This is a genomic window from Nocardioides sp. NPDC006303 (assembly GCF_040613175.1).
Taxonomy (GTDB): domain Bacteria; phylum Actinomycetota; class Actinomycetes; order Propionibacteriales; family Nocardioidaceae; genus Nocardioides.
Genome location: NZ_JBEXRR010000004.1, coordinates 148,309 through 173,204, shown reverse-complemented (window position 1 = coordinate 173,204; position 24,896 = coordinate 148,309). Strand labels below are relative to the sequence as shown.

The following is a 24,896-nucleotide window of genomic DNA, read 5'->3' as shown; positions in this document are numbered from 1 at the left end:
AAGGAGGAACACCCATGAAGGCAGTCACCTGGCAAGGAAGACGGGACATCCGGGTGGACGACGTCCCCGATCCGCACATCGTCGAGGACGACGACATCATCGTCGAGATCACCTCGACCGGACTGTGCGGATCCGACCTGCATCTCTACGAGGTGCTCACCGGGTTCATGACACCGGGCGACGTGGTCGGGCACGAGCCGATGGGGATCGTGAAAGAGGTCGGTCCCGGGGTTCGCGAGGTGAGCGTCGGCGACCGCGTCGTGGTGCCGTTCAACATCAGCTGCGGCACCTGCTGGATGTGCCGGCACAGCCTGCACTCGCAGTGCGAGACCACCCAGAACCGCGACAAGGGCACCGGCGCCAGCCTCTTCGGCTACAGCTCGCTCTACGGCCAGGTCCCGGGCGGCCAGGCGGAGTACCTGCGCGTTCCCTTCGGTAACCAGCTGCCGATCAAGGTCCCGCACGGTCCGCCCGACGACCGGTTCCTCTTCCTCTCCGACGTCCTGCCGACCGCCTGGCAGGCACTGCAGTACGCCGACCCCGACCCGGAGAGCACGGTGCTGGTCCTCGGCGCCGGTCCTATCGGTGACATGGTGAGCCGCTTCGCGCTCGACGCCGGCCACCGGGTCATCAGCGTTGATCGCGAGCCCGAGCGTCTCGCCCGGGTGCGGCAGCGTGGGGCCGAGACGATCAGCCTCGAGTCCGGCAAGGTCGCCGAGCGGGTACGCGACCTGACCGATGGACGCGGAGCCGACGCCGTGGTCGAAGCCGTGGGGATGGAGGCCCACGGCTCGCCGATCGTCGAGGGGATGACCAAGCTGCTGGCCACGATGCCGGGAGTCGTGAACCGCCCGGTGATGCAGGCAGCCGGCGTCGATCGGATGGCCGCCCTCCACACCGCTTTCGAGGCCGTGCGCCGCGGCGGAACCGTCTCGATCGCCGGAGTCTACGGCGGCGCGATGGACCCGTTCCCGATGATGCAGCTCTTCGACAAGCAGGTCAGCATCCGCATGGGCCAGGCCAACGTACGCGCCTGGACGGAGGACCTGATGCCGTTCCTCGAGGGCGACGACGACCGTCTCGGCGTCGACTCGTTCGCCACCCACCACCTCCCCCTGAGCGAGGCCCCGGAGGCGTACAAGTCCTTCCAGGAGAAGTCCGACGGGATGGTGAAGGTCGTCTTCAAGCCCTGAGCCGAGCGCGGCGCCGGCTGCCGTTGATCAGGTCGTTGAATCGGTCCACGGCCCAGATCGCTCTGAGTCCGGCGCCGCTCATCATCATCGGCCGCGGGAAGCTGGGCTTCTCCTGCCACACCGCCTGCAGGTCCTCGTGCCGCTCGCCGTCGACGATCGCGTCGGCGATGAGCGTCCCGATGTACGGCGCCTGGGCCAGGCCGTGACCGTTGCAGGCGATCGAGTAGTAGATGTCGTCGCCGACCTGGCCGGCGAGCGGAAGCCAGGACGAGGTGATCGCGATCCATCCGCCCCAGGCGCGGTCGATCGCCACGTCTGCCAGCGACGGGAAGCGCGTCGCGAATGCCCCGGCCAGCTCCTCGACCAGGCCGGGGTCGGGCACCTTCTCCGGGAGCGGATAGCTCGTGCCCCGTTCCAGGCGGCGTACGCCGAAGACGATGGTGTTGCGGGGCGTCAGGCGGTAGTTCTCCATGATCGCGTGCTGGGTGACCAGACCCATGCGGCTGGTCCAGCCCAGTGCGGCCAGTCGCTCGGGTGCGATCGGCTCGGTCTCCACCTCGATGACGTAGATCGGCACGGAGAGGTGCTTCGGGGTGATGTCCCACTCCCCCGCGTAGGCGTTCGTGGCGATGACGACCCTGTTCGCCCGAACCGTGCCCTGCGAGGTCGTCAGCACGACCTCGCCTCCGTCGCGCGTGACGTCGGTGACCTTGGTCTGTTCGAAGACCCGCGCGGAGGAGTCGAGCAGGACGCGGCGCATGCCGAGGACGAACTTGCCGGGGTTCATCATCCCGCCGACGAGCTCGCGCATCCCACCCACGAGGCCGCGCGGGATCCCGAGCTCGGCAGCTGTGCCGACCTCGACGTGGCCGCCGGCCCGGGTCACGATCTTGGCGACCCGGCGTACCCGCCCCATCTGGCCGCGCGAGACCGCGGCGAACGCGTTGCCGGTCGCCTCGTAGTCGCAGTCGATGTCGTGCTTGGCGATGAAGTCCTCGACGTGGTGGGCGGCATGCTCGGCCAGCCGCATCATGCCTGGCATCTTCTTGCGCGACAGCAGGTTGAGCAGCTGGAGGTCGCCACCCGGCGCACCCGCCAGCTGCCCCGCGTTGCGCGAGCTGGCGCCGTGGCCGCAGAACTCGGCTTCCAGCAGCACGACGTCCTGACCGCGCTCGACGAGTCGCAGGGCGGTCGACATCCCGTTGATGCCTCCGCCGATGACGACGACCTCGCACTCGAGGTCACCGTTGAGCGCGCCCCGGACGTCTGCCGGCGGGTCGACCCATCCGGTGAAGGCGGTGTAGGTGACGTGGTCGGTGTTCATGCGCGGACCACCTTGCGAGCATCGCCCGCCGGCTCGAGGCCCGTGGCGACGTTGTGGTCGTGCAAGGCACCGTAGGCGCGGTAGTAGATGAACATCTGGAAGCCCCAGGTGCTGAGCGCCAGGATGTAGAAGACGGTGCGGTGCGCATCGTCCGGGAACGGGAAGAAGTCGTACGTCAGGGCGATCCCCGTCGCCGCCGCGCTCGCCAGGCCGGCGACGACCGCGTGGCCCCTGGCTCCGATGGTCCACAGACGCCACGAGAAGTAGGCGAGGAACGCGGTGGTGAGCAGGTTGACCACGAGGTAGTACGACGCAGGTCCCACGTGCAGCTCGTGGCCGCGGAACTGCTGCAGGTAGAGACCGGCGGCGATCGCGAGCCCGAAGACGCCGACCTCGACGGTCACGCTGGGCTTGTAGCGGTGGGTCACCCGCATCAGCCCGAGGACGGCGATCAACGTGATGCCCACCGACCGCGAGAACGCGTCGAAGAAGTAGGCGATGTCGTACAGGACGTGGCCCTCGTCGCCGCTGATGAGCGACCAGAGCAGGAAGTTCGAGCCCGACGTCGCGACGACCATCCACTCCAGGCCGAGCAGGTAGTTGTCGTAGCGCCGGATGAACTTCCATCCGCAGGTGAAGCCGACGACGATCATCCACAGATCGGCCAGCAGGAAGAGCAGCTCTTTCATGTCAGATTTCCTTCAGGTGAGATGGAGGGAGCGGATCAGGCGGCGAGCCGGCTGGTACGCCGGCGCGCGCGGGCACGGGAGACCAGCACGGTCACCACGACGAGCAGCGCAAGGACTCCGGAGATCCAGTAGCCGGTGCCGTAGAGACTCTCGGCAGCCACCTCGAGCGTCGTGCCGGGAACCGGGACCAGCGAGGCGCTGAGGTCGGCGCTCACGAGTGCGGTGCCGAAGGCGAAGCCGACTGCCATGAAGGTGCCAGCGACGCCGGCGGCCATCCCGGCCTTCTCCTCGGGCACGGCCGCCTGCACCAGGGTGAAGCCGGCGGCGTACCCGATGCTGCAGCCGAGGCCCATGACGGCGGCGCCGACCAGGTAGTGCCACTGCTGGTCGTGCATCATCGCCAGCCAGGCCAGGCCCGCCGCGCTGATGAGGGCACCCACGACGAACACGGGCACGCCGCGACCGTTGGCGACAGGACGGTCGACCACCGCGCCGCCGACCAGGAACGTCACCGCGAAGGGCACCATCAGCCAGCCGGTCTGGAGGGCCGAGAGCCCGAGGCCGTACGCGTCGACCGGGCGGAGCGCCTCCGGGATGACCTGTGCGTAGGTGCTGAGCAGGAGCAGGAAGGCCGAGTTCACCGCTGCGAACAGGGCGATGGACAGGCACGAGGCGGTGACCAGCGGCGCCCGCATCAGGGCCACGTCGAAGACTGCCGTCGACGACCGGCGCTGGGCGCGTATCCAGGCGATGCCGCCGACGATGCCGATCGTCAGCGGGATGAGGGCCGCGTTGCCCCAGACGAGTCCCTGGGTCAGGGTCAGCAGGATCGCCGCGACCCAGCCGATCATCCAGACCGTGCCGACCACACCGATCCGACCGGCTCGTTCGGCCGGCGGGGCGTGCGGGACCAGGAGGTACGTCGCGAGGGTGGTCGCCGCGCAGGCGGCAGTGAGGATGGCGAAGAAGCTGCGCAGGGACAGGGTCTCGACGATCAGACCGCCGCCGATCATGCCGACGACGATGCCGGCGCCCGTGGCGATCACCAGGACGGCGACGCCGACGGTGATGCCGGACTCGCCGAGGTTGCGTCGCAGGAAGCCGAGCGGCAGCAGCTGCGCCGCGCAGCCGAAGCCCATCAGCGTGCACCCGGCGAGGAGCGTCGGATAGGAGTCGCCGATCGCCGGGACCGCCGCGCCGACAGCGAGGAAGGCGGACGCGGCCACGGAGGCGTTGCGGTCGCCGTATAGGTCGGCGAGGCGCGGCAGCAGGATGAATCCCGCTCCCCCGCCGAGCGTCAGGGCGGTGTAGAGCCAGGTCGTCTCGGCGACCGTGGCGAGCCCGTACTGCGCCTGGATCACCGGCAGCAGCGGCGGAAGGATGAAGATCACGGCGTTGGTCAGCACGACCATCAGCGCGCCGATGCCGATGAGCAGACCCTTGTCGGGCCCGTGTCCTGCCGTCGCCCGGCGACGTGGTGCCGCTTGCTGGTTCATCTGCGCCATGAGTGGCCTCCGATCGGGGATGTGTGATCCGGCTCATACGCTACGGCCTAGTTAGTCATGTGATCAAGATCAATGACTAAGATGTTTGACTAAGTTTTCAGAGCCCGGATTCCGGCGGGCGGCACTGATATAGTCGCTGTGACTAAATCAAGCGCCCAACTCACTGAGGGCGCACCGACACCCTCGGAGGACCTGATGGCACGCATCCCCGTCGCCCAGCGACGTCGCGACTTCATCGAGGCCGCCGTCGAGGTCATTGCCGCCCACGGGATCGACGGCGCGACGACGCGCCGGATCGCCGAGCAGGCCAAGGCCAACGTGGCGATGCTGCACTACTGCTACGACTCGAAGGAGGACCTCTTCGCGGACGTCTACACCTTCGTGGCCGGCAAGTACCGCGAGGTCATCGAAGGCAGCGACCCGCACACCACGCTTCCCGACGCGGCCCGGCAGATCCTGCGCGGCGTGATGGAGTGCTACCTCGACTCGCCCAGCTTCACCGCCGCGACCTTCGAGCTCGTCAACTGGGCCCGGCGTCAGCACGGCGACCGCGGCATCGCGGTCTACGACCAGGCCTTCGAGACGGTGCGCAAGGCGCTGCAGGAGGCATCCGCGGGCGACCCGGTCACGCCGGAGGTCATCGACGAGGCCACCTACGTCCTGGCCACTCTCGCCGACGGATTCGGCGTCAACTGGCTGACGTACGGTGACGCCTCGGTCGCCCGGGCGCAGATGGAGCTCAACTGCTCCGTGCTCGACAGCTGGCTCGCGACCCGGCTCGCGGCAGCTCCGGCCAAGGCCTGAGCTGCGCCGCCGCGCCGGCGATCACAGCGGGAGGTCTGGAGAGTCCACGCCGACGACCCGGTCGCCGCAGAAGACGCGTACGGACTCTGCCGGCCCGTGGCCGCCGATGCCGGCTGGGCCCCAGAAGCTCTGGGCCGAGTCGTCGCCGAGGTCGGCGATCTTGGCGCCGTTGACTCGCACCTCACCGGCCACGATGCGCGAGCCGACCTCGATGGCGCGGTCGGTGTCGGTGCCGAACACGTACGCGTCCAGGCCCGAGGGATGGGCGTTCGCGATCCGCAGCGCCTCCTCGTCGGAGTCCACGGGGTGCAGCGAGACGAGCGGACCGAACAGCTCGGCGGTCGCCCGGCGCGGGTCGGCACCGGAGGCCACGGTCGGCGAGAGGAAGTAGCCGCCGAGCTCGGGGAGCGCGGCGGGCTGATGGATCGTCGCGCCGAGCTCGCGCAACCCGTCGACCCGGCTCTGCAGGGTCCGGAAGTGCGGCCCGTTGGAGATCGGTCCGACCTGGGTGTCCTCGTCCAGCGAGTGGCCGACGGTGAGCTTGGAGATTCGCTCGGTCAGCGCGTCCAGCAGGGGGTCGACCAGGCTGCGGTGGGCGAGGATCTTGCCCGGTCCCTCGCACCACTGACCGTTGAGCTTGGTCATGCCGTCGAGGATGCCGTCGGCGGTGACGTCGAGATCGGCGTCGTCGAGCACGAGCACCGGGTTGTTGCCGCCGAGCTCCAGCTGCAGCACCTTGAAGTCCTCCGCCCCCGCGCGGGCGATGGCACGCCCAGCTCCCGGTCCGCCGGTGAACGAGACGACCTTGATCCGAGAGTCGGCGGTCAGTCGCGCGCCGACCTCACCGGTGCCGTGGACCAGCTGCAACGCACCCGACGGGATGCCTGCCTCCACGAAGCACTCGACGACGATCTGGGCGCTGCCCGGCGCGTGCTCCGAGGGCTTGAGGATCACCGGACATCCGGCCGCGACTGCACTGACGACCTTGGCGGCCGGGATGAAGCTCGGCCCGTTCCACGGGGTGAGGATCGCCGCCGGCCCCCACGGAACCCTGTAGAGGCGTACGTCGCGGCCACCGGCCTCCAGGGCGGTGACCCGCGGGATCTCCCGCAGGTCAGCGGCCGTGGCCCGGATGCGGTAGGGCAGGAAGGACGCCACCGTGCGGGTGGCGCTGATCGGCGTACCGCTGGTGAGCGCATCCGTGCGCGCGATGTCCTCGGTCCTGCTCTCCAGGAGCTCAGCGACGCGCTCGAGCATCTCGGCCCGCTCATGCCGGGCCTCCTCGTCCCAGCGGCCGACGTCGTACGTCCGTTCCGCGTGCCGCAGGGCGCGCTCGACGTCGTCGAGCGGGGTGGTGACGGTCCGATGGACGGGCTCGAGCGTGTTGGGGTCGACGTTCCACGCGTCGTCGACCGTGGTGCACTCGCTCCACTCGTCCGCGATGTAGTTGACCGGCTGGGCGATCGTGATCTCGTTGCTGGACATCAGGCTTCCTCTACGGATTCGTGGGTCAGGACTGGAGGTCGATGACGATGCGGGTGACGTCACCGGACTTCATCGCCTCGAAGCCCTCGTTGATCTCGGCGAAGGGGACGACCCGGGTCACCATCTCGTCGAGGAGCAGGCGTCCCTGCTGGTAGAGCCGGGCGAACTGGGCGATGTCCTCGCGCGCCTGGCCCGATCCCATGTAGGAGCCGATGAGCCGCTTCTCCTCGAAGAAGAACGACAGGGCGGGCACGCTGATCTCGGTGCCGGCCGGCGCGATGCCGACCAGGCACGCGGTGCCGGTCGGCCGCAGGAGCGCCAGTGCGGTCTCCGCGGTCCGGGCGGAGCCGACCGCCTCGAACGAGTAGTCGACGCCGTCGCCGAGCTGGCGGCGGAGCTCCGCGACCGTGTCGCCGTCGCCGCCGTTGATGACGTGGGTGGCGCCGTACGTCCGGGCGGCCTTGAGCCGGTCCTCGTCCAGGTCGATGGCGACGATCGCCGAGGCGCCGGCCAGCCGCGCACCCTGGATGATCGCCGACCCGACGCCACCGCAGCCGACGACCGCGACCGTACTGCCAGGGCGCACCTGAGCACCACGGAAGACGGCGCCGACGCCGGTGACGATGCAGCAGGACAGCAGGCACCCGACGTGCAGAGGGACGTCGTCCGGCAGTCGTACGAGCGCGCTCTCCCGCAGCAGGATGTGCTGCGAGAACGCTCCGATGGCGGCGAGCCGCTCGATCGGCCGCCCGTCGAGCGTCTCGAACGCGGAGCGTTGCCGACGGCGTACGTCGTCCAGGCGCAGACACTGGGTGGAACGTCCGGCGTCGCAGTTCACGCACCCGCCGCAGGAGGGGGTCAGGGCGCCGGTGACCCGGTCGCCGGGACGCAGCGAGGTCACGGCCGAGCCGACCGACTCGACCACACCGGCCACCTCGTGTCCGACGACGACCGGGACGTCCGTCGGCACGGTTCCCGTCATGTAGTGGAGGTCGCTGTGGCACAGCCCCGCGTGGCTGACCGCGACCCGGACCTCGTGCGGCTCGGGGTCGTCGACGCGGATGTCGGTGAGCACCAGCGGTGCTCCGATCTCGTTCAGCACGGCAGCTCGGGTGGTGATCATGCGGTGGTCTCCCTCGTGTTCCAGAAGCCGGCGACGCCGGCAGTGAGCAGTCCGCTCGCCCAGGCCTCGTGGGCGGCGTGGTCCTCGCGCTCGAAGGCGGCCTCGACCTCAGCGGCCAGGGGCCGCAGCAGCGCGAGGTGGAGCGCCGTGGTGTTCCCCTCGGGGGTCCAGGCGTGCACGGTGTCGACGGCGAGCTCGACGAGCTGGTCGGCCTCGACCACCTCGTCCAGCAGACCGATCCGCAGCGCCTCCGCCGACGGGACCCGCGGGGACCCGAGGACCATGCGCATCGCGTGGTTGCCGACCAGGCGCCGGAGCAACAGGCTGGTCGCGTTGGAGATGGTGAGGCCACGGGCGTTCTCGGGCTGGAAGTACTCGGTCACCGGAGTGCCGATCCGGGCATCGCAGCACAGGGTGATCTCGGAGGCACCACCGACGGCGAGGCCGTTGACCGCCGCGACCACGGGGACCCGGGTCTGCAGGATCGCGCGGGTGACGTCGTGGAAGCTCTCGAAGGCATCGTGGACCTCGGCCTCCGTGGTCGGCGCGTGCTGCAGGTCCTCACCGGCGGAGAAGGCACGGCCACGCCCGGTGAGGACGATGCCACGGACCGTCTCGCCGGTTCCGTGCTCACGCACCAGCACCGCCAGGCGACGCCGCATGCCGACGGTGAGGGCGTTGAGCTTCTCGGGACGGTCGAGAGTGATCACCGCGACGTCGCGTACGACGGCGACGTCGAGATGATCCTCACCGGTTGCAGGGCCGGTAGCAGGGATGGTCATGGTCAGCTCCTCGGTCGGGCGAAGTCGTAGGTGGTGCCGGGCTCGGCGGCGGCCCTGGCTTTGAGCGCGGGCTTCGAGACCCGCTCGGAGGGGGTACGCGGAAGATCGGTGACGAACTCGACGTAACGGGGCACCTTGAACCGCGCGAGCTGGGCACCCGCGCGCTCGAGAAGCTCCTGGGCGGTGGCCCGGTCGCCCGGCACCCCTTCCCTGAGCTGGACGAAGGCCTTGACCTCCTCGCCCAGGACCTCGTCGGGTACGGCGACGACGGCCGCCGCGACGATCGACTCGTCCCTCTCGAGGGCGGCCTCGACCTCTGCGGAGGCGACGTTCTCGCCACCGCGCCGCACCATGTCCTTGAGCCGTCCGACCAGCTGGATGCCGCCGTCCGGACGGCGGACGACGAGGTCGCCGGTGTGTAGCCAGCCGTCACGCAGCACGTTGGCGGTGGCCTCGGGACGGTTCCAGTAGCCGTCCATCATCGGCCGGCCCGAGATGACGAGCTCGCCCGGCTCACCGGGCGGGACCTCCTCCCCCGGCTCGACCGGATCCTCGATGCGCACCTGCTTGGTCGGCACCGGCCGCCCCAGGCTCCCACTGCCCACGGCAGCGGCGTCGTCGAACGAGCTGACCAGGTCGATCCCCGACTCGGTCATGCCGTAGACCTCGCGCCAGGGCGCACCCCACCGCTCCTCGAGCTGGGCGTGGAGGGCGATCGGGATGCCCGAGCAGAGCACCATCCGAAGGTCGTTCTCCCGGTCCTCGGCCGCGGGCGGCTGCTTGAACAGCAGGGTGGGCATCGAGCCGAGGACGTAGAAGAAGGTCGCCCGGTGGCGGCGTACGTCGGCCATGAACGTCGAGGCCGAGAAGCGCGGCAGCACGACCAGCGGGGCACCGAGCGTCAGGGCGAGCGCGGTGTTCCACTGCGGGTCCATGTAGGAGAACGGCTGCGAGGTGAGAACCACGTCATCGGCCCCGAGCCCGGTGGCTCCGGCGCAGATCCAACCCAGCCGCACCCAGTAGCCGTGGCTGAGCATGCATGCCTTCGGGAACCCGGTCGTGCCCGAGGTGTACTGCAGGTTCGCGAGCGTCTCCGCCGCGACCGGCACCTTCGGTGCAGCGACCGGGAAACGTTCGGACCCATGGTCAGGGACCTCCACGACACGGACGCCGGCCAGGTCGGCCTCCTCGGAAAGCACCTCGGCGACCAGGCCGGAACGTACGTCGTCGGTGAAGATGACACGAGCACCCGAGTCCTTCAGGACGAAGGCGAGGTCGGATCGCTGGTACGCGCAGTTGACCGGCACGGCGACCGCGCCGGCCTTCAGCACGGCCAGCCATGCCACCGGCCAGTGCACGATGTTCGGGAGCATGATCGCGACTCGGTCGCCCGGGCGTACGTCGTCGACCTCGATCAGCCGGTGGGCCAGCCGGGAGGTCCAGGCGTCGATCTCCGCGAAGCTCCACGACCCCTCACCGAAGCGCAGGAACTCCCGATCTCCGGAGTCCTGGGCGCGCTGCGCCAGCAGCTGGCTCAGCGTCGGGACGGCGGGGTCGTCACTCATCCGTTCGGCCGCGACCACAGGTCCGGTCGTGACGTGTGCGTTCACTGGGGGCTCCTCTGCTCTCGCCCGGCGGGTTCGTGGTTCGCGAGCCGCTCCATCGCCTGCTCGACGACCCACGTCAGCGCCGGGTCGTTGCTCTTCATCCACTCCGGGTGCCACTGGACGCCGAGGACCGACCGTCCCGGCACCTCGATCGCCTCGACCACGCCGTCATCGGCCCGACCGGTCACGACCAGCCCGGCGCCGCACCGGTCGACGGCTTGGTGGTGCCAGGAGTTGGTGATCGTGTCCTTGCCGAACAGGCCGGCGGCGATCGAGCCCTGCGTGAAGCTCACGACGTGGTCGACGGTGCCGTCCGTGGGCGCGATCTCGGCCGAGAGGTGGCTCACCGGACCGTCCGGAAGATGCGGCACGAGGGTGCCGCCGAGGGCGACATTGAGCACCTGCAGGCCACGGCACACGCCGAGCACCGGGATCCCCCGGTCGATCGCCGCGCGGACGACCGCGATCTCGTACGTGTCCCGTTCGGCGTCGTGAACCATCGGGTTCGTGCGGGGGTCGATATCGCGCACCACGGAGGTGTCTCCGCCCCAGCACACGGGATGTACGTCCTGGCCTCCGGTGATGACGACGCCGGAGAGCCAGTCGCAGACCGCCTCCGCATCGGTGTCGTAGGAGAGGTGCACGGGCAACCCGCCGGCCTCGGCGATCCGGGTCGCGAAGTCCGACATGGAGGTGTCGATGCAGCGGTCGCCGTAGCGCGGGTCGGCTCCGTTGAGCACCGACAGCTGGAACCGGCGCCCGGTGATGCCGATCAGTGGCCGCAGCACCCCGGCCTCGTCGCGCGCGCTCACGGGAACTCGAAGTAGCGCTGGGACTCCCACGCGGAGAGCTCGGCGAACGGGTCGCCGCCCTTGGTGTGGAACTCCATCCACTCCCAGCGGCGGGAGGCGACCCAGAAGTCCACGAACTCGTCGCCGAGGTACTCGCGAAGCAGCGGATCGACGGCCAGCGCCGCGCCGGCCTTCGACATCGTGTCGGGGATCCGCCTCACCCCAGCGCTCTCGGGGAGGCACCAGGCCATGTCCGTGACCTGCTCGGGCGGCTCGATCCGTCGCTCGATCCCGGCCAACACTCCGGCCAGCACGCCCGCCAGCGCCAGGTAGGGGTTCACGTCGGCGCCCGGGAGCCGGTACTCGAGGCGCGAGTACTTGGGGTGGCCGGTGATGGCCCGCACCGCGGCGGTCTTGTTGTTCACCCCCCAGCTCACCGTCGTCGGCGGCCCGGTCAGGTCGACGAGTCGCCGGTACGAGGTGACCTGCGGCAGCGCGATCGAGGTGTTGCCCTCCATCGTGGCGAGCAGCCCACCGACCGCGTGCCGCATGAGCTCGGAGGGACCGTCCTCGGCGAAGAACCGGTTCACGCCGTCGCTCTGGAGCGAGAGGTTGATGTGCGCCCCCTGGCCGAATCCGGCGGTCGGCTTGGCCATGAAGGAGACCGTGTGGCCACGCTCGAAGGCGACCTCGCGCATCACCTGGCGGGTACGTGCCCAGCTGTCGCCCAGCCGGACCGGGTCGGTCGGCGCGAGGTTGAGCTCGGTCTGGCCGGGCGCGGCCTCGTCGGTCCAGGCCTCCCAGGCGATGCCGACGCTGTCGAGCCGTTCGACGACTGCGTCCATGTAGTCGACCCAGTCCTTGGACCGGGCGAGGTGGTACGTCGCCCCGGTGCTGCCGCCCAGTGGCGTGAGGTCGCGATAACCGCGTGCCCTGGCCTCCTGGACGGACTCCTCGAACAAGGTGGCCTCGATCTCGACGGCCACGGTGGCGACGTACCCGTTGTCGGCGAGGCCGGCCACCAGCTTCCGCACGAGGTTGCGCGGACAGATCGGGACCGGAGTGCCGTCCTTGAGCCAGTAGTCACCGATCACCGAGTCCAGGCCGGGCCTCCACTCCACCAGCGTCGACATGTCCGGGATCATCTGGATGTCGTAGAGGTTGCCCCGCCACTCCGGGAAGGCGTCGCCGAGGACGATCTCGTTGTTGAGGTCGATGGCGAACAGGATGTCGGCGAAGGCGAAGCCGGCGTCCTTTCCAGCCGCGAACTTCTGCGGCGAGACGTTCTTGCCGAGGAGGCTGCCCTCGTGGTTGGTGGCCTCGAGGCGTACGGCCCCTCGGGCTTGTGCGAGCTCAGACATCGAAGCGGACCTTCCAGGATGCGGCCGTCATGACGGACAGCTGGGACAAGGTGCCCTGGACCTGCACGCCTGCGTCCAGGGAGGCGAGGAAGTCGTCGGCGCCGCTGAAGACACCCGCGACGAGGTCGGCAGGACCGGCGATCAGGTACGTCGTCGCCCCCTCGCCGAACCGGCCCCGCTCGGTGCCGTCCGGCCCAACAGCCTCCACGAGAAGGACGTCTGGGATTCCGGCGATGTCGCGGGTCATCTCCCAGAACCGCTCGGCCGCCTCGCGCCAGTGCGGCAACGGTGGGCGCAGTGCGCGCAGGACACGCGCTGCCAGGTCGGCGTCACCGACCGGATCCTGGGTCGGCGCGAACCGGGCGTGGAGGTCGACCACGAGTGTCGCGTCAGGCTCGACGAAGACTCCGCTGGTCACCTCCACGGCACCGTCGCCGAGCACGATGGTCGCCGTCTGCGGGGTGTCGTGGGATCGGATCGCGACAGTGCCGGCAAAGCCGGCGGTCAGATCCTCGGCAGGACGCCCCGGTCCTGAGGCTCGGCTCAGGGTGCGCCCGATCAGGCGGACCAGCGGCGTCGCGTCGTCCTCGATCGCGATGCGTATCGCGTCGAAGCGCTCGCTCGGCGCCTCGATCGTCGTGCTCTCGGTCATCTCCAGGCCTTCCTGACTGCTCGGCCGATGTCATTCTTAGTCACATGACTCAATCGGTTGGCTAAGATGGTGGACCCGAAGAACTCCCTTGTCAACCACCAGGGCGAGATCGACCGATCGGCGAGCAACGCCGCCCGAACCCTTGACGCACCGTGATCCCTGACACACACTTAGTCATACGACATAATCAAATGACTAACTTGGCTTCGACAGAAGGGATCAGGACATGACGACCAGCAGCGCGTCCCCCGGCGGGCCGGTCGCACCGGAGGACGCTCCTCCCGCCGACGGCCTCGACCGGGGCCATCTCAGCCGCAACCAGCTCGTCGCGCTGGCGCTTGCGTCGTACGTCCCGCCCGTCGGGCTGGCCTCGGTCCCGGCCCTCGTGCTCGTCACCGCCGGCAACGGCAGCTGGCTGGGCGCCCTGATCGCGGCCGTCGCCACGAGCCTCGTCGGGCTCTCGGTCATCGCCTTCGCCCGACGCTACGTCGTCACCGGATCGATCTACTCCTACCTGCCGCATGTCTTCGGCCCGTGGGCTCGGATCCTGGCGGGCGCCGCGCTCTTCCTCGGCTACGTCGCGCAGATCGGCGCGATCGCCTTCCTGGTCGGCCTCTTCTCCGGGAGCTTCCTGCTCTCCCTCGGATTCGAGGCGAGCTTCGACGTCGGCGTGCAGATGCTGATCTACAGCGCTGCCGTGCTGATCGCCGGAACGATCGCCTACCGGGGACTGGACACCTCGGTGCGTACGGCGGTCACACTGGCCGTCGTCTCCGTGCCGCTGATGCTGGTCATCACCGTGGCGGCCGCCGCCAGCGCGGGCCTCGATCTCGGTGCCCAGCTGTCCCTCGAGGGAGCCACACCGAGCGGCATCTTCCAAGGGGTCGCCGCAGGCGCCGTCTTCCTCGTCGGCTTCGAGAGCAGCACGGCGCTCGCCGCCGAGACGCGGGACGCGCGGCGCGCCGTACCGCTCGCCGTCATGTGCGTGCCGGTCGGTCTGGGCGCGCTGTACGTGATAGCCACCCTGGTTCAGGTGCCCGCTCTCGTCGCCGCGAGCGACGCACTTGCCGCCGGCACCTCCCCCGCCGCCGCGCTCGCCATCGAAGGCGGGCTCGGGAGCAGGGTGGCGAGCGCGACCGACCTGGTGCTCGCGGTCGCGACCTTCGCTGCCCTCATCGGGTTCGTCAACTACGGCTCGCGCTTCGTCGCGACCCTCGCTGCCGACGGCCTGCTGCCCGCCCGTGCCGGCCGGATCCACCCTCGCCACCACAGCCCCGCGGCCGCCGTCGTGACGATCTGCGTCCTCGGCCTGGGAGCCATCCTGGTCATGGTGGCCCTCAACCCCGACGACATCGTCGGCGTCTACAACTCGGTCGCGACGCTCATCGTCTACTTCTGGGTCGTCCCCTACCTGCTCGTCTGTGCCGGCGCCCTGCGACTGCTCAGCTGCGAGGGACGACTCAGCCCGATCGCCGTCGTCGGCGCCGGCCTCGGCGCCGCCGCGATGGCGTGGATGTACCTCAACGGCCTCGTCAACCCACCCGCCCCACCACTCGACGCGATGTCGTACGTCGCCGTCGTCGCCGTGGCCGCGGTGTTCATCGTCTTCCTCGGAGTCGATCTCCGTGGCCGCTCCCGTCGCCCCGCCCGGGAGGTCGAATGACCGCCCGAGCCCGCAGCACCCGTCACCAGCCCCAGCACACAGAAGGACCTGACATGGACCACCACGACACCACGACCGAGTCCGCCGACATCGTCGTCATCGGCGCCGGACTCTCCGGCATCGGTGCCGCGAAGTACCTGACGGACGACTTCCCCGACAAGAAGGTCCTCCTGCTCGAGGGCCGCGACGCGGTCGGCGGCACCTGGGACCTGTTCAAGTACCCGGGCATCCGGTCCGACGACTCCGTGCACACCTATGGCTACGAGTTCAAGCCGTGGCTGCACAAGGAGGCGATCGCCGACGGCGCCTTCATCCGCGACTACATGGTCGAGGCCGTCACCGAGTTCGGGCTCGACAAGATCCTGCGGCTGAGGCATCGGGTCACCGCCGCCGACTGGTCCAGCGAGGACGCCCGGTGGACGCTGCGGGTCACCGCGACCGACGAGGCAGGCAACGAGACCGACAAGACCATCCGAGCCGGGTTCGTCTTCAGCGGCACCGGCTACTACGACTACGAGGGCGGCTATGAGCCTCGCTTCGAGGGCCGCGAGGACTTCCGGGGTGACATCCTCCACCCGCAGCACTGGCCGGAGGACTACGACTACAGCGGCAAACGAGTGGTGATCATCGGCAGCGGTGCGACCGCGGTGACGATGCTTCCGGCGATGCTGATGGGCGAGGGCGCGGCAGCCCACGTCACCATGCTCCAGCGCACGCCGAGCTACGTCGCCTCGATCCCACGGGTGGACGAGCTCGCCCAGCGGCTCATGAAGCTCTTCGGCGTCAAGCGCGGGTACGCCGCCACGCGGTTCAAGAACTTCTGGTCCGACCACCTCATCGTCTCGCTGCTCTGCAGGTTCCCGAACTTCGGGCGCAACCTGCTGCGCAAGTGGACGGCCAAGGAGCTGCCGGCCGGGTTCGACGTGGACACCCACTTCGCACCGCCGTACAACCCTTGGGACCAGCGCCTGTGCGCCACCCCGGACGGAGAGTTCTTCACGGCGATCCGCGAGGGGAACGCGGACGTGGTGACCGACCAGATCGACCGGTTCACCGAGAACGGCATCCTGCTGAACTCCGGGAAGACCCTCGAAGCCGACATCATCGTCACCGCGACCGGTCTCGTCATGCAGATGCTGGGTGGAATCCAGCCCACCGTCGACGGCGCCCCGGTCAAGATGTCCGACACTGTGCTGTACCGCGGCTCACTGATCTCCGGCGTACCCAACTGGGCGATGATGCTCGGCTACACCAAGGCGACCTGGACCCTGCGTATCCGCAACGTGTCCCGCCTCGCCGCCGAGGTGATCCGCACGATGGACACGAAGGGGTACGACATCGCCGTGCCGGTCGCACCGGAGGGCATGCCCACCACGGACCTGCTCGACATCACGGCGGGATACGTGCAGCGGGCCAAGGACGAGCTCCCCCGCCAGGGCACCAGCCTCCCGTGGCAGATGCACACCACGTTCGTCCGCGACAACCGGCTCTTCAAGGGACAGCTGATCCACGAGGACATCCACTTCTCGAAGCGATCCGTCGAGGCGCCGCACCTGGTCGAGGCAGCGTCATGAGCGAGCAGCGCTTCACCTCGAGCCAGCGCCTCCAGAGAGCCCTCCTTGTCTCCCTGAGCCGTCTGCCCGCGGGCCTTCAACGGATGCTGGCGCGGCCCGCGACCAGTACGGCCGGCGACACGATGGCGCCCGACGTCGCGCTGCTCATGAAGCTCGGCGAGTCCGGCCCCGACTACAGCGACCTGCCGCCCGCAGAGGCGCGCGCGACGACCGAGCGCGACCTGACCCTCTTCGCCGCACGACTCCCCGAGTGCGGCGTGGAAGAGGAGATCGAGATCGGGGACGGTCTTCTCGCCACGCGTTACAGCACCGGCACCCCCGACCGCGGCCTGATCCTCTTCTTCCACGGCGGCGGGTTCGTCATCGGCAGTCGCGCGAGCTACACCGCTCCCGCGCGGATGCTCGCCCAGGGCACCGGCGCCGACGTCGTCTCCGTCGAATATCGCCTCGCCCCGGAGCACCGGTTCCCGGCCGCACAGGACGACGCTCTCGCGGCCTGGCAGTACGTCGTCGATCACGCCGCAGCCTGGGGCGTCGACCCGCGCCGCATCGTCGTCGCCGGCGAGAGTGCCGGCGGCAACATCGCCGCCGTGCTCTGCCAGCAGGTGCGCGACGACGAGGTTCAGCCGATGCTCCAGGTGCTCATCCAGCCGGTGACGGACCTCGTGGAGCACCGCCCCTCGCAGGACGAGTTCGCCGGGTCGCCCGCACTGTCGGCCAAGCAGATCGCCTGGTTCGTGGAGAACTACCTCCCCGCAGGGGCCGACCCCGCCGACCCGCTCATCTCCCCCTATCGCGCCGCGTCGCTGGCAGGCCTGCCGCCCGCGATCGTCAACCTGGCCGGGTTCGACCCGCTCCATGACGACGGGCTCGCGTACGCGACAGCACTTCGAGACGCCGGCGTCCCGGCGCAGGTCGACCGCGAGGACGGCCTGGTCCACGGCTACCTGTCCTACACCGCGGTCAGCCCGAGCTGTATGCGCGCGACCGAGCGGCTCGTCTCCTCCATCTCCGACGCGCTGCGCCGTACCGACCACACCACCAGCGTCACGAAGGCGAGCTGAGAACCATGGCCACATCACCCGAGGTCCGCGAAGAGACCCACGAAGTCGTCGTCATCGGCGCCGGCATAGCCGGCCTGATGGCCGCAACGACCCTCGCCGACCGCGACGTCGTCGTGCTCGAGGCGACCGACCGCGCCGGTGGACGCGTCGACACCGTCCGAAAGGGCGACTACTGGATCAACGTCGGCACCCAGTTCACCGAGGGCACCGGGCCGCTGATCGAAGCGCTCCACCGTCACCGGGTCCCGCTCGGAACCCTGGAGGGCAAGTCGGTCGCCCTGCACCTGGGCGGCAAGCAGGTCGACACCTCGAATCCTTTCGCTCTGATGTTCCGGTCGAAGATGACCTGGCGCGATCGCTTCGGCCTGGCGGTGGTCGGCACTCGCATCCTGGCGAACGTGCCGTTCCTCGAGATGAGCGAGAAGAACCGGTGGGCCAACCGTGTCCGCGCGAAGCTCGACCGCCGTCGGGCGGACTTCGTCCTGCACGGCGTCTCGTCCGACCTCACGCGCGAGATGGTGCGGTCGTGGTCCGGGCAGTGGATGGGCTGTGAGCCCGAGGAGACCGCCGCACGGCAGTTCGTCTTCTCGATGGGCATCCTGCTCACCGACCCCGAGAAGGTGCCGAACCTGACGCTGCCGGAGGGCGGCAACCAGACGCTGACCGACATCCTCGCCGAGGATCTCGGCGACAAGATCCGGCTCAGCTCACCGGTGAGCTCCGTGGAGTGGACCGCCGACGGTGTGGTCGTCGACTACCAGGACGCTGACGGGCCAGCCCGCCTGAGGGCGCGCCAAGCGATCGTGGCGGTGCCCGCGGACGTCGCGGTCAAGATCATGCCCGGGCTGCCGGCGGCCCACCGGACGGCGTTCGAGTCGATCCACTACGGCCGCTACGTGGTGGTGGGCTTCTTCACCCACGAGGACGGCAAGCCACAGCGCTGGGACGACTTCCTCGCGGTGTCGACCCCCGGGCGCTCGTTCCAGGCGATCTTCAACCACGCGGCCGCGGTACGTCGCGGGAACGTCCGCAAGCCCGGCGGCGCGCTGGCCTGCTTCGCAGGAGGCGCCGAGGCCGACGAGCTCTTCGAGCTCACCGACGAGGAGATCGTCGCGCGGTTCACCTCGGACCTTCTCGAGGTCTACCCGGAGCTCGAGGGCAAGATCGACGCGGGCATCCTCCGTCGGCACCCGCGGGTCGTGCCGTTCTGGGGACCCGGCGGCCGGGCATCGCTCGAGACCCTGAAGCAGAATCTCGGGCCGGTCCACCTGGCAGGCGACTACGCCCTCGACATGCCGTCGCTGGCCGACGCCGCTGCGTCGGGCGAGCAAGCCGCGCACAAGGTGCTGGCGAGCCTCTCCCAGGGGTGAGGGTCATCGACCCCGGAGCCGGCGAGGCCGGGCCTCAGCCCGACGCCGAGCGCAGCGCGTCGAGCAGAGGACCGGCCGCCTCGGCCAGGAACTGGTCGTTCGTCGACCCGTCGACCTGAACGAGAGCGACGTCGGTGAATCCGGCCTCCCAGAAGGGCCGGATCCCGTCGGTGATCGCATCGATGTCGGGACCGCACGGGATCGACGAGGCGACGTCCTCGTGGCGTACGAACTGCGAGGCCGCGGTGAAGCTCGCCGTGGTCGGAAGCTCGCTGTTGACCGGCCAGCCACCGCCGAACCAACGAAACTGGCGGTGAGCCCGTTGGATGGCTGCGTCCGCGTCGGCAGGGTCCCAGCTGATCGGGGTCTGGCCGATGGCCCGGGCGCCCCCGGATCCGATACTCGGCGCCCCTGCGACATCGTTCCACGCCTTCACCAGAGCAGCATCGGGCTCCACGGCGATCAGGTGATCGGCCAGGGCAGCGCAACGCTCGGACACCTCGGGGCCGCCGACCGCCAGCCCGACGGGCACCCGGGCGCTGGGCAGGTCCCAGAGCCGAGCGGCATCGACCTCGAAGTGCTCGCCGCGGTAGTCGACGAGCTCGCCGTCGAAGAGTGCGGAGATGATCTCCATCGCCTCGGCAAGCATCTCGTGCCTGGTGTGCACGGCCGGCCAGCCGGCGCCCACGACGTGCTCGTTGAGGTTCTCTCCGCTGCCGAGGCCGAGCGTGAACCGGCCTTCGGAGAGCGCCTGCACGGTGGCGGCCTTCTGAGCGACGACTGCGGGGTGATACCGCATCGTCGGGCAGGTCACGTACGTCATCAACGGGATCCGCTGCGTGGCCTGCGCGACTGCGCCCAGCACGCTCCATGCGTACGGCGCGTGCCCCTGCTCGACCAGCCACGGCGAGTAGTGGTCGCTCATCGCAAGGAAGTCGAAGCCCGCCTCCTCGGCAGCGACGGCGTGGCGCACGAGGTCACTCGGGCCCGCCTGTTCGGTCATCAGGGTGTATCCGAATGCAACCATGCCGAATCGGTACCCGACGCGACGTCGAGCATTCCCGACGTCAGGTGAGGTCGGGGAAGGCCGCCGCTGCGGTGGAGACGCGGATGACGTCGCGGAGGAATCGGGGGCCGACGCGGCGGTCACCTGCGGAGCGGATGCGCTTGATGAGCTTGCTCTGGAAGCGGTCGATCTCCTTCTGCTCCAGCGCCATCCAGTGGTCGCTCGTACGCCGGTGGGGGTCGACGTCGAAGCGCTCGTCGATGGACTCGGCGACGGTGGACAGGGTGGTCGGGAAGACGTCGAGGAGTCGCACCGGTTCGCCGTCGACGAGCGGAAGGCACTTCAGCGGCCGTGGTCGCGAGAAGTCCGGATGGGTCACGGTCGCGGGGACGACCAGGCCGGTCTGAGCGAGCTCGAGATCGATGAAGTCGTCGCTGCACCACTCCAGCCGCCTCGGCACCACGACCGTGACGGTGACGTCCCGGAGCCGCTCGGCGGACAGCTCGACACCGTCGACGGTCACGCCGCCTGGACCGCGTCCCGTGCTGATCTCGAGCAGCGCGTTGGCGACGGGGAGCACGAAGTTCCTCGCGTAGCCCGCGGCCAGGGCGTTGGCGACCGAGATCTGGGTCAGCGGCGCCTTGAAGAAGGTCGTCATCGGGTTGGTCGTCGGGTTCTCCCCCAGCGCCTCGAAGATCGACCTCACCGAGAGCAGCCGCTGCTCGACCGTACGTCTGGACGCATCGACATCGTCGAGATCCAGGTCCAGGACGTCGAAGATCCGGCCGGCCGGTGAGTCCGTGCTCCGGTCCCTGATGACGACGTCCGGGGTGCCGAGGCCCTGGGCGACGGTGAGCTCGTAGACGACCTCGGGGTCGGCGTTGGTGATGTCGGCGATCACGACGTCGGCGAGCTCGAGCTGCTTGAGATCCTCGCCCCGCATCCCGGACGGCTCCGAGACGTACAGAGCGAGGTTCAGCTGTTCCAGCACCGGACGCAGGATCCGCTCGCGGACGATGTCGCGTTGGGCCTCGGTGGTGGTGCTCGGCTGCAGCAGGACACAGCGGCCGCGCGTCGGTCTCACCGCGGCGCCGACGAGGTCCTCCCAGTAGTCGACGATCCGGGCCAGCGGCATCGCGAACGCCTGGCGGCCGCCCTCGGCCTCGACCTGGATGCCGATCACCGCGCCGGCGAGATCGCTGTAGACCGCGGCGCCGCTGAACCCGGTCACCGCCAGCGTCGTCGTCTCGTACTGGAAGTAGTAGGCCCACGAGCTGCTGGTGCGCAGGTAGTTGCCGGCGGGCGTCAGAACGCCGGTGCCGCCGCTCTGCGCGCTACGGAGGTTGTCGCCGTAGCCACGCGCGCGCACCAGCCCGTCGGCCTGCGTCACGAGGGTGAACGGCAATGGCCGCCGGCCGTTCGGTCGGTCGAGTCTCAGCACCGCGAAGTCCAGCGCGGCGGGCTTGTCGTGGACCGGCTGGATCACGAACGTCGCGCGCTCGTCGGTCTCGGCATCGGGAAACCTCACCCACACCTCGCCCTGCGAGGCGAGGGGTGCGACCACGTGGCCCGCGGTCAGGAGGTGGCCCTCGTCGGTGCCCAGCCAGGCAGTGCCGATCGTACGTCCGTCCCTGCTCGCCCGGACGGCGCAGGTCGCCTGCGCGAGCAGCTCGCCGACACCCATCAGGATCGGTCGAAGTCCCAGGTCAACGTGGCTTTCACCGAACCTTGACCTTGCGCCTTCATGACCCATACGTCGGCGCCGCTGGTGAACGAGAACGCGAGCTCCAGCGATACCGAGCTCGGCCCGTCCGGGGATGTCGCGAGCGCGCTGCCGAGATCCGCCGAGACGTCCTGGAGCATCCGCTTGAGCGATCCGTAGGCGTCCTCGAGCCGGCTGCTGGTCTCGGTGGTGCCGAACTCGTCGCCGAACCCGTCGATCCCTCCGCCAGGTCCGTCGTCCGACGACTCGATCAGGATGGTCGACGTACCGATCTGAACCGGCGTGTAATCCAACGCGTCCTCCTCGTGATTCGAACCCCGCAACCGTAGGGGAACCGTGAGGGACGCGTGAGTGGTTTCGACGAGGCTCCCAGTACGGTTGGCGCGTGATCGATGTACCTGCCGGTGGCACCCTCACGATCGGCGCTCCCTGCCTGGTCCTCCTGGTCGGTCCGTCGGGGTCGGGGAAGTCGACCTTCGCCAAGCGAGTCTTCGGGCCGTACGAGGTCATCTCCAGCGACCACTGTCGTGCCCTCATCGCCGACTCCGAAGAGGATCAGTCGGTCACCCCGCAGGCCTTCGAGCTCGTCCGCTACATCGCTCAGGCGCGCCTCGAGGCCGGCAGGATCGCGGTCATCGACGCGACCAACGTCCACCAGAGCGCCCGTCGCCGCAACCTCGACCTGGCCGAGAAGGTCGGGGTCGAGACCGTCGCCATCGCCCTCGACGTCTCGCTCGAGGAGTGTCTCGCGCGGAACGCCTCACGCCGGGGTCGGGTCATCCCCGAGGACGCCATCCGTAGCCAGCGGGCCGACATGGACAGGACGCTGGCTCACCTCGACGGCGAGGGCTTCGGTCTGGTCTACCGCGTCGACGGACCCGCGATGGACTCGGTCAGCCTGGCCCGCCGGGATGACGCCGCCGGTTAGCCGGCGGCGAGGTGGTCGCGAAGGCTCAGGGGCTCACGCCCGGTGAGAGTGGCTACGGCGCTGCTGACCCCATCGAGCTGCCCGGCGGCGATGGCGGTGTAGGTGGAGACCCAGGCGTCGTACTGCCAGTCGGGCGCCTCCCAGCGGCGCCGCGACGCGTAGGCCTCCTCGATCGTCTCGTCGTGGTAGCGCACCTGACTCCCACGATGCTCGGTGAGGATGTCGGCGACCTCGCTCATCGTGAGCGCCTCGGGGCCGGTGAGGTCATAGGTGAGCCCTCGGTGATCCTGCGGCGCCGTGAGCGTCGCCACCGCGGAGCGCGCCACGTCGGCCCGTGCGACCGCCGCGAAGCGCCCGTTGCCGGCCGGACCCCGGATGACGCCGTCCTCGCCGACCAACGACGGGAGGAAGTCGATGTAGAAGTTGTCGCGCAGCAGGGTGTAGCCCATCCCGCTCGCCTTGATCCGCTCCTCGGTCGCGAAGTGGTCGCGCGCGAGCGTGAAGACGGCATCCGGTGCGGCACCGAAGAAGGACGTGTAGACGATGTGCTCGACCCCGGCCGAGGCGGCGGCGTCGACGAAGGTGAGGTGCTGTTCCAGGCGGTCGGCCGACTCGGCGGCCGAGACCATGAGCACGGTCCGTACGCCGTCGAGGGCCCGCACCGCGGCCTCTCTGTCGCCGTAGCTGACCGCGAACGCGTCGGCGCCCGGGATCTCGGGGGCTCTGGCGGTGTCACGTACGAGAAGTCGGAGTGTGGCGTCTGAGCCGCCGAGCGCACGGGCGACGGCACCGCCGACGAAGCCGGTGGCCCCGGTGACGGCGATGGTGGTCGTCATTCCACGTCGCTCCTGAGCGCGGCGAGGGCCTCGTCGGCGTGGATCTCGGCCTTGAGCATCGCCTCGACGACGGCCTTGATCCGTCCGTCGGTGCCGATGGCGAACGTCGTACGCTGCAGCGGTCCGAGCTTGCCGAGGAGGCTGGGCTTCACCCCGTACAGCTCGGCGACCGACCCGGCGGGATCGGAGAGGACCGGATAGTCGAGGTCGTGGTTGGCGGCGAAGCCGGCCTGCTTCTCCACGCTGTCCTTGCTGATCCCCAGCCGGTGGGCGCCGAGCGCCTCGAACTCCCCGGCGAGATCACGGAAGTGGCAGGCCTCCTTGGTGCACACCGCCGTCTCGGCGGCCGGGTAGAAGAAGAGCACCACGGGGCCCTTCTCGATCAGCGACGAGAGGGTGACGGACGTACCGTCCTGGGCAGGGAGCGTGAAGTCGGGCGCGACGGCACCGGTCTCGAGCGGCATGGCGCCAACCTACTCGGCAACTCCACGACCCGAGGCAGAGCCGGCCGGCGACGGACGTGGGAGTCCCGAGGTCACCTGATGACCTCAGGACTCCCACGTCGCCTCATCGAGCTAGCGGTTTCGGAGCCAGAACGCCCCGGACGCGTCGGCGTACGTGTACGCGTCACCGGCGTAGTACAGCCGGTAGTTGCGCGAGCTGGGCGGGTTCCACACGATCGCGACGGTGCCGCGCTTCCCGGCCTGCCCTGACGTCTTCGCCGACTTCACCGTGCGCCAGACGCCGTCCTTCTTCACCTGAAGCTTCACGGTCTTCCCGACCTGCCGGACACCGTTCCTGGTGAGCGTGCCGGTGACCTTCCACGAGTGGTCGCCGGACTTCGTCTTGCCGGTGTAGGCGATCTGCGAGGCACGGCGGGTGTTCGAGACGGTGAATGTCTTCGTGGCGGTCCGCGTCGTCTCGGCGAACGTCTCCCAGTCGACGACCGTCACGATGGCCTTGGCGGAGTAGGTGCCTCGCTTGTCGAGGTAGTGGCAGAACATGGACCCGTCGAGGGTGAACGTGTACGTGCCGTCGGCCGTCACGGACCTGTAGTCGAAGTTCATGTCGAAGATGGACCTGTCGGGGGCGGTTACGCGCAGCTCGACGTCGATGTCACCACCTTCGCCACCGAGGCCGCTGACGGGAACGGTGACCTTGTAGTCGTTGCCGTAGTAGCAACCGGTCCCGTACGAGGGGAACTTGAACGACGGGGCCGACACCGTGACCGTTCCGATCGATGCGGCCGACGCGGCCGGCACGAGGCCGGGGATCGTGAAGGAGGCGAGGAGCAGGGCGATGGTGGTGAGGAGTCCACCGAGGATTCTTCTCATAGAGGAACTTCGACTTTCAGGATGGCGGTTCGGGCTCGCTGCGAGCCGGGCACGGCGAGCAGTTTCCTTTACTCGAGCCGGC

Annotated in this window: 23 protein-coding genes; 7 read left to right on the top strand and 16 right to left on the bottom strand. The window is 69.4% G+C overall.

Annotated elements, in window-relative coordinates:
• The first annotated feature begins 14 nt into the window (after positions 1 to 14).
• Positions 15 to 1,193, top strand: coding sequence for an alcohol dehydrogenase catalytic domain-containing protein (locus tag ABZY89_RS05415; protein WP_355225270.1), 1,179 nt, complete (start codon positions 15 to 17; stop codon positions 1,191 to 1,193).
• Here the strand turns inward: ABZY89_RS05415 and ABZY89_RS05410 are convergent.
• The 3 genes from ABZY89_RS05410 to ABZY89_RS05400 are packed head-to-tail and all read right to left on the bottom strand — an operon-like array spanning position 1,183 to position 4,711.
• On the bottom strand, positions 1,183 to 2,517 hold the full coding sequence (locus tag ABZY89_RS05410) for an FAD-binding oxidoreductase (RefSeq protein WP_355225268.1): 1,335 nt from the start codon (positions 2,515 to 2,517) through the stop codon (positions 1,183 to 1,185). The genes ABZY89_RS05415 and ABZY89_RS05410 overlap by 11 nt on opposite strands.
• Complete coding sequence (locus ABZY89_RS05405; protein WP_355225266.1) at positions 2,514 to 3,206, bottom strand: hypothetical protein; 693 nt, start codon at positions 3,204 to 3,206, stop codon at positions 2,514 to 2,516. The genes ABZY89_RS05410 and ABZY89_RS05405 overlap by 4 nt, the downstream gene beginning before the upstream one ends.
• A 35-nt stretch (positions 3,207 to 3,241) precedes the next feature.
• On the bottom strand, positions 3,242 to 4,711 hold the full coding sequence (locus tag ABZY89_RS05400) for an MFS transporter (RefSeq protein ID WP_355225265.1): 1,470 nt from the start codon (positions 4,709 to 4,711) through the stop codon (positions 3,242 to 3,244).
• 195 nt (positions 4,712 to 4,906) lie between these two features.
• Between ABZY89_RS05400 and ABZY89_RS05395 the strand changes: the two genes are divergently transcribed.
• Positions 4,907 to 5,515, top strand: coding sequence for a TetR/AcrR family transcriptional regulator (locus ABZY89_RS05395; protein WP_355225263.1), 609 nt, complete (start codon positions 4,907 to 4,909; stop codon positions 5,513 to 5,515).
• A 21-nt stretch (positions 5,516 to 5,536) separates the two neighbouring features.
• Here ABZY89_RS05395 and ABZY89_RS05390 read toward each other — a convergent pair whose 3' ends face one another.
• From ABZY89_RS05390 to ABZY89_RS05360, 7 genes are read right to left on the bottom strand one after another with little or no spacing between them, the layout of a single operon-like run.
• Positions 5,537 to 7,000 (bottom strand): aldehyde dehydrogenase, encoded by a 1,464-nt coding sequence (locus ABZY89_RS05390; protein ID WP_355225262.1) that lies wholly within the window; start codon positions 6,998 to 7,000, stop codon positions 5,537 to 5,539.
• A gap of 25 nt (positions 7,001 to 7,025) precedes the next feature.
• A complete protein-coding gene (locus ABZY89_RS05385) occupies positions 7,026 to 8,123 on the bottom strand; it encodes a zinc-binding dehydrogenase (protein ID WP_355225260.1) in 1,098 nt (365 codons plus the stop codon).
• Positions 8,120 to 8,905: an enoyl-CoA hydratase/isomerase family protein gene (locus ABZY89_RS05380; protein WP_355225258.1), complete on the bottom strand. Its 786-nt coding sequence runs from the start codon at positions 8,903 to 8,905 to the stop codon at positions 8,120 to 8,122. The genes ABZY89_RS05385 and ABZY89_RS05380 overlap by 4 nt, the downstream gene beginning before the upstream one ends.
• 2 nt (positions 8,906 to 8,907) lie before the next feature.
• Positions 8,908 to 10,515 (bottom strand): AMP-binding protein, encoded by a 1,608-nt coding sequence (locus ABZY89_RS05375; RefSeq protein WP_355225257.1) that lies wholly within the window; start codon positions 10,513 to 10,515, stop codon positions 8,908 to 8,910.
• The gene (locus tag ABZY89_RS05370; RefSeq protein ID WP_355225255.1) at positions 10,512 to 11,324 is read right to left on the bottom strand and encodes a gamma-glutamyl-gamma-aminobutyrate hydrolase family protein; all 813 of its coding nucleotides are present in this window, start codon (positions 11,322 to 11,324) and stop codon (positions 10,512 to 10,514) included. Before ABZY89_RS05370 ends, ABZY89_RS05375 begins: the two co-directional genes overlap by 4 nt.
• On the bottom strand, positions 11,321 to 12,664 hold the full coding sequence (locus ABZY89_RS05365; RefSeq protein WP_355225254.1) for a hypothetical protein: 1,344 nt from the start codon (positions 12,662 to 12,664) through the stop codon (positions 11,321 to 11,323). The genes ABZY89_RS05370 and ABZY89_RS05365 overlap by 4 nt, the downstream gene beginning before the upstream one ends.
• Positions 12,657 to 13,316: a hypothetical protein gene (locus ABZY89_RS05360; RefSeq protein ID WP_355225252.1), complete on the bottom strand. Its 660-nt coding sequence runs from the start codon at positions 13,314 to 13,316 to the stop codon at positions 12,657 to 12,659. The genes ABZY89_RS05365 and ABZY89_RS05360 overlap by 8 nt, the downstream gene beginning before the upstream one ends.
• 226 nt (positions 13,317 to 13,542) lie before the next feature.
• Between ABZY89_RS05360 and ABZY89_RS05355 the strand changes: the two genes are divergently transcribed.
• Genes ABZY89_RS05355 through ABZY89_RS05340 form a run of 4 tightly spaced genes read left to right on the top strand, consistent with a single transcriptional unit; the run spans position 13,543 to position 18,987 of the window.
• Positions 13,543 to 14,979, top strand: coding sequence for an APC family permease (locus tag ABZY89_RS05355; protein WP_355225251.1), 1,437 nt, complete (start codon positions 13,543 to 13,545; stop codon positions 14,977 to 14,979).
• 53 nt (positions 14,980 to 15,032) lie between these two features.
• Complete coding sequence (locus tag ABZY89_RS05350) at positions 15,033 to 16,553, top strand: NAD(P)/FAD-dependent oxidoreductase (protein ID WP_355225250.1); 1,521 nt, start codon at positions 15,033 to 15,035, stop codon at positions 16,551 to 16,553.
• A complete protein-coding gene (locus tag ABZY89_RS05345) occupies positions 16,550 to 17,617 on the top strand; it encodes an alpha/beta hydrolase (protein ID WP_355225248.1) in 1,068 nt (355 codons plus the stop codon). The genes ABZY89_RS05350 and ABZY89_RS05345 overlap by 4 nt, the downstream gene beginning before the upstream one ends.
• Before the next feature lie 5 nt (positions 17,618 to 17,622).
• Positions 17,623 to 18,987 (top strand): NAD(P)/FAD-dependent oxidoreductase, encoded by a 1,365-nt coding sequence (locus ABZY89_RS05340; RefSeq protein WP_355225246.1) that lies wholly within the window; start codon positions 17,623 to 17,625, stop codon positions 18,985 to 18,987.
• A 34-nt stretch (positions 18,988 to 19,021) separates the two neighbouring features.
• On the opposite strand, the gene ABZY89_RS05335 is transcribed toward ABZY89_RS05340, so the two are convergent.
• The 3 genes from ABZY89_RS05335 to ABZY89_RS05325 are packed head-to-tail and all read right to left on the bottom strand — an operon-like array spanning position 19,022 to position 22,009.
• Positions 19,022 to 20,014 (bottom strand): TIGR03557 family F420-dependent LLM class oxidoreductase, encoded by a 993-nt coding sequence (locus tag ABZY89_RS05335; RefSeq protein WP_355225244.1) that lies wholly within the window; start codon positions 20,012 to 20,014, stop codon positions 19,022 to 19,024.
• A 40-nt stretch (positions 20,015 to 20,054) separates the two neighbouring features.
• Complete coding sequence (locus ABZY89_RS05330) at positions 20,055 to 21,677, bottom strand: STING domain-containing protein (protein WP_355225242.1); 1,623 nt, start codon at positions 21,675 to 21,677, stop codon at positions 20,055 to 20,057.
• Entirely contained in the window at positions 21,677 to 22,009 is a 333-nt protein-coding gene (locus tag ABZY89_RS05325) for a CU044_2847 family protein (RefSeq protein WP_355225240.1), read from the bottom strand. Before ABZY89_RS05325 ends, ABZY89_RS05330 begins: the two co-directional genes overlap by 1 nt.
• Before the next feature lie 92 nt (positions 22,010 to 22,101).
• On the opposite strand from ABZY89_RS05325, the gene ABZY89_RS05320 reads away from it, so the two are divergent.
• Positions 22,102 to 22,644, top strand: a complete 543-nt coding sequence (locus tag ABZY89_RS05320) for an AAA family ATPase (RefSeq protein WP_355225238.1) — start codon at positions 22,102 to 22,104, stop codon at positions 22,642 to 22,644.
• Here ABZY89_RS05320 and ABZY89_RS05315 read toward each other — a convergent pair.
• The 3 genes from ABZY89_RS05315 to ABZY89_RS05305 all read right to left on the bottom strand — a co-directional run bounded on the left by ABZY89_RS05315 (position 22,641) and on the right by ABZY89_RS05305 (position 24,814).
• Positions 22,641 to 23,480: an SDR family oxidoreductase gene (locus ABZY89_RS05315; protein WP_355225236.1), complete on the bottom strand. Its 840-nt coding sequence runs from the start codon at positions 23,478 to 23,480 to the stop codon at positions 22,641 to 22,643. The two genes, ABZY89_RS05320 and ABZY89_RS05315, sit on opposite strands and share 4 nt — an antisense overlap.
• Entirely contained in the window at positions 23,477 to 23,944 is a 468-nt protein-coding gene (locus ABZY89_RS05310; protein WP_355225234.1) for a peroxiredoxin, read from the bottom strand. Before ABZY89_RS05310 ends, ABZY89_RS05315 begins: the two co-directional genes overlap by 4 nt.
• Positions 23,945 to 24,055: 111 nt before the next feature.
• Complete coding sequence (locus tag ABZY89_RS05305; RefSeq protein ID WP_355225233.1) at positions 24,056 to 24,814, bottom strand: hypothetical protein; 759 nt, start codon at positions 24,812 to 24,814, stop codon at positions 24,056 to 24,058.
• Between the last annotated feature and the right edge of the window lie 82 nt (positions 24,815 to 24,896).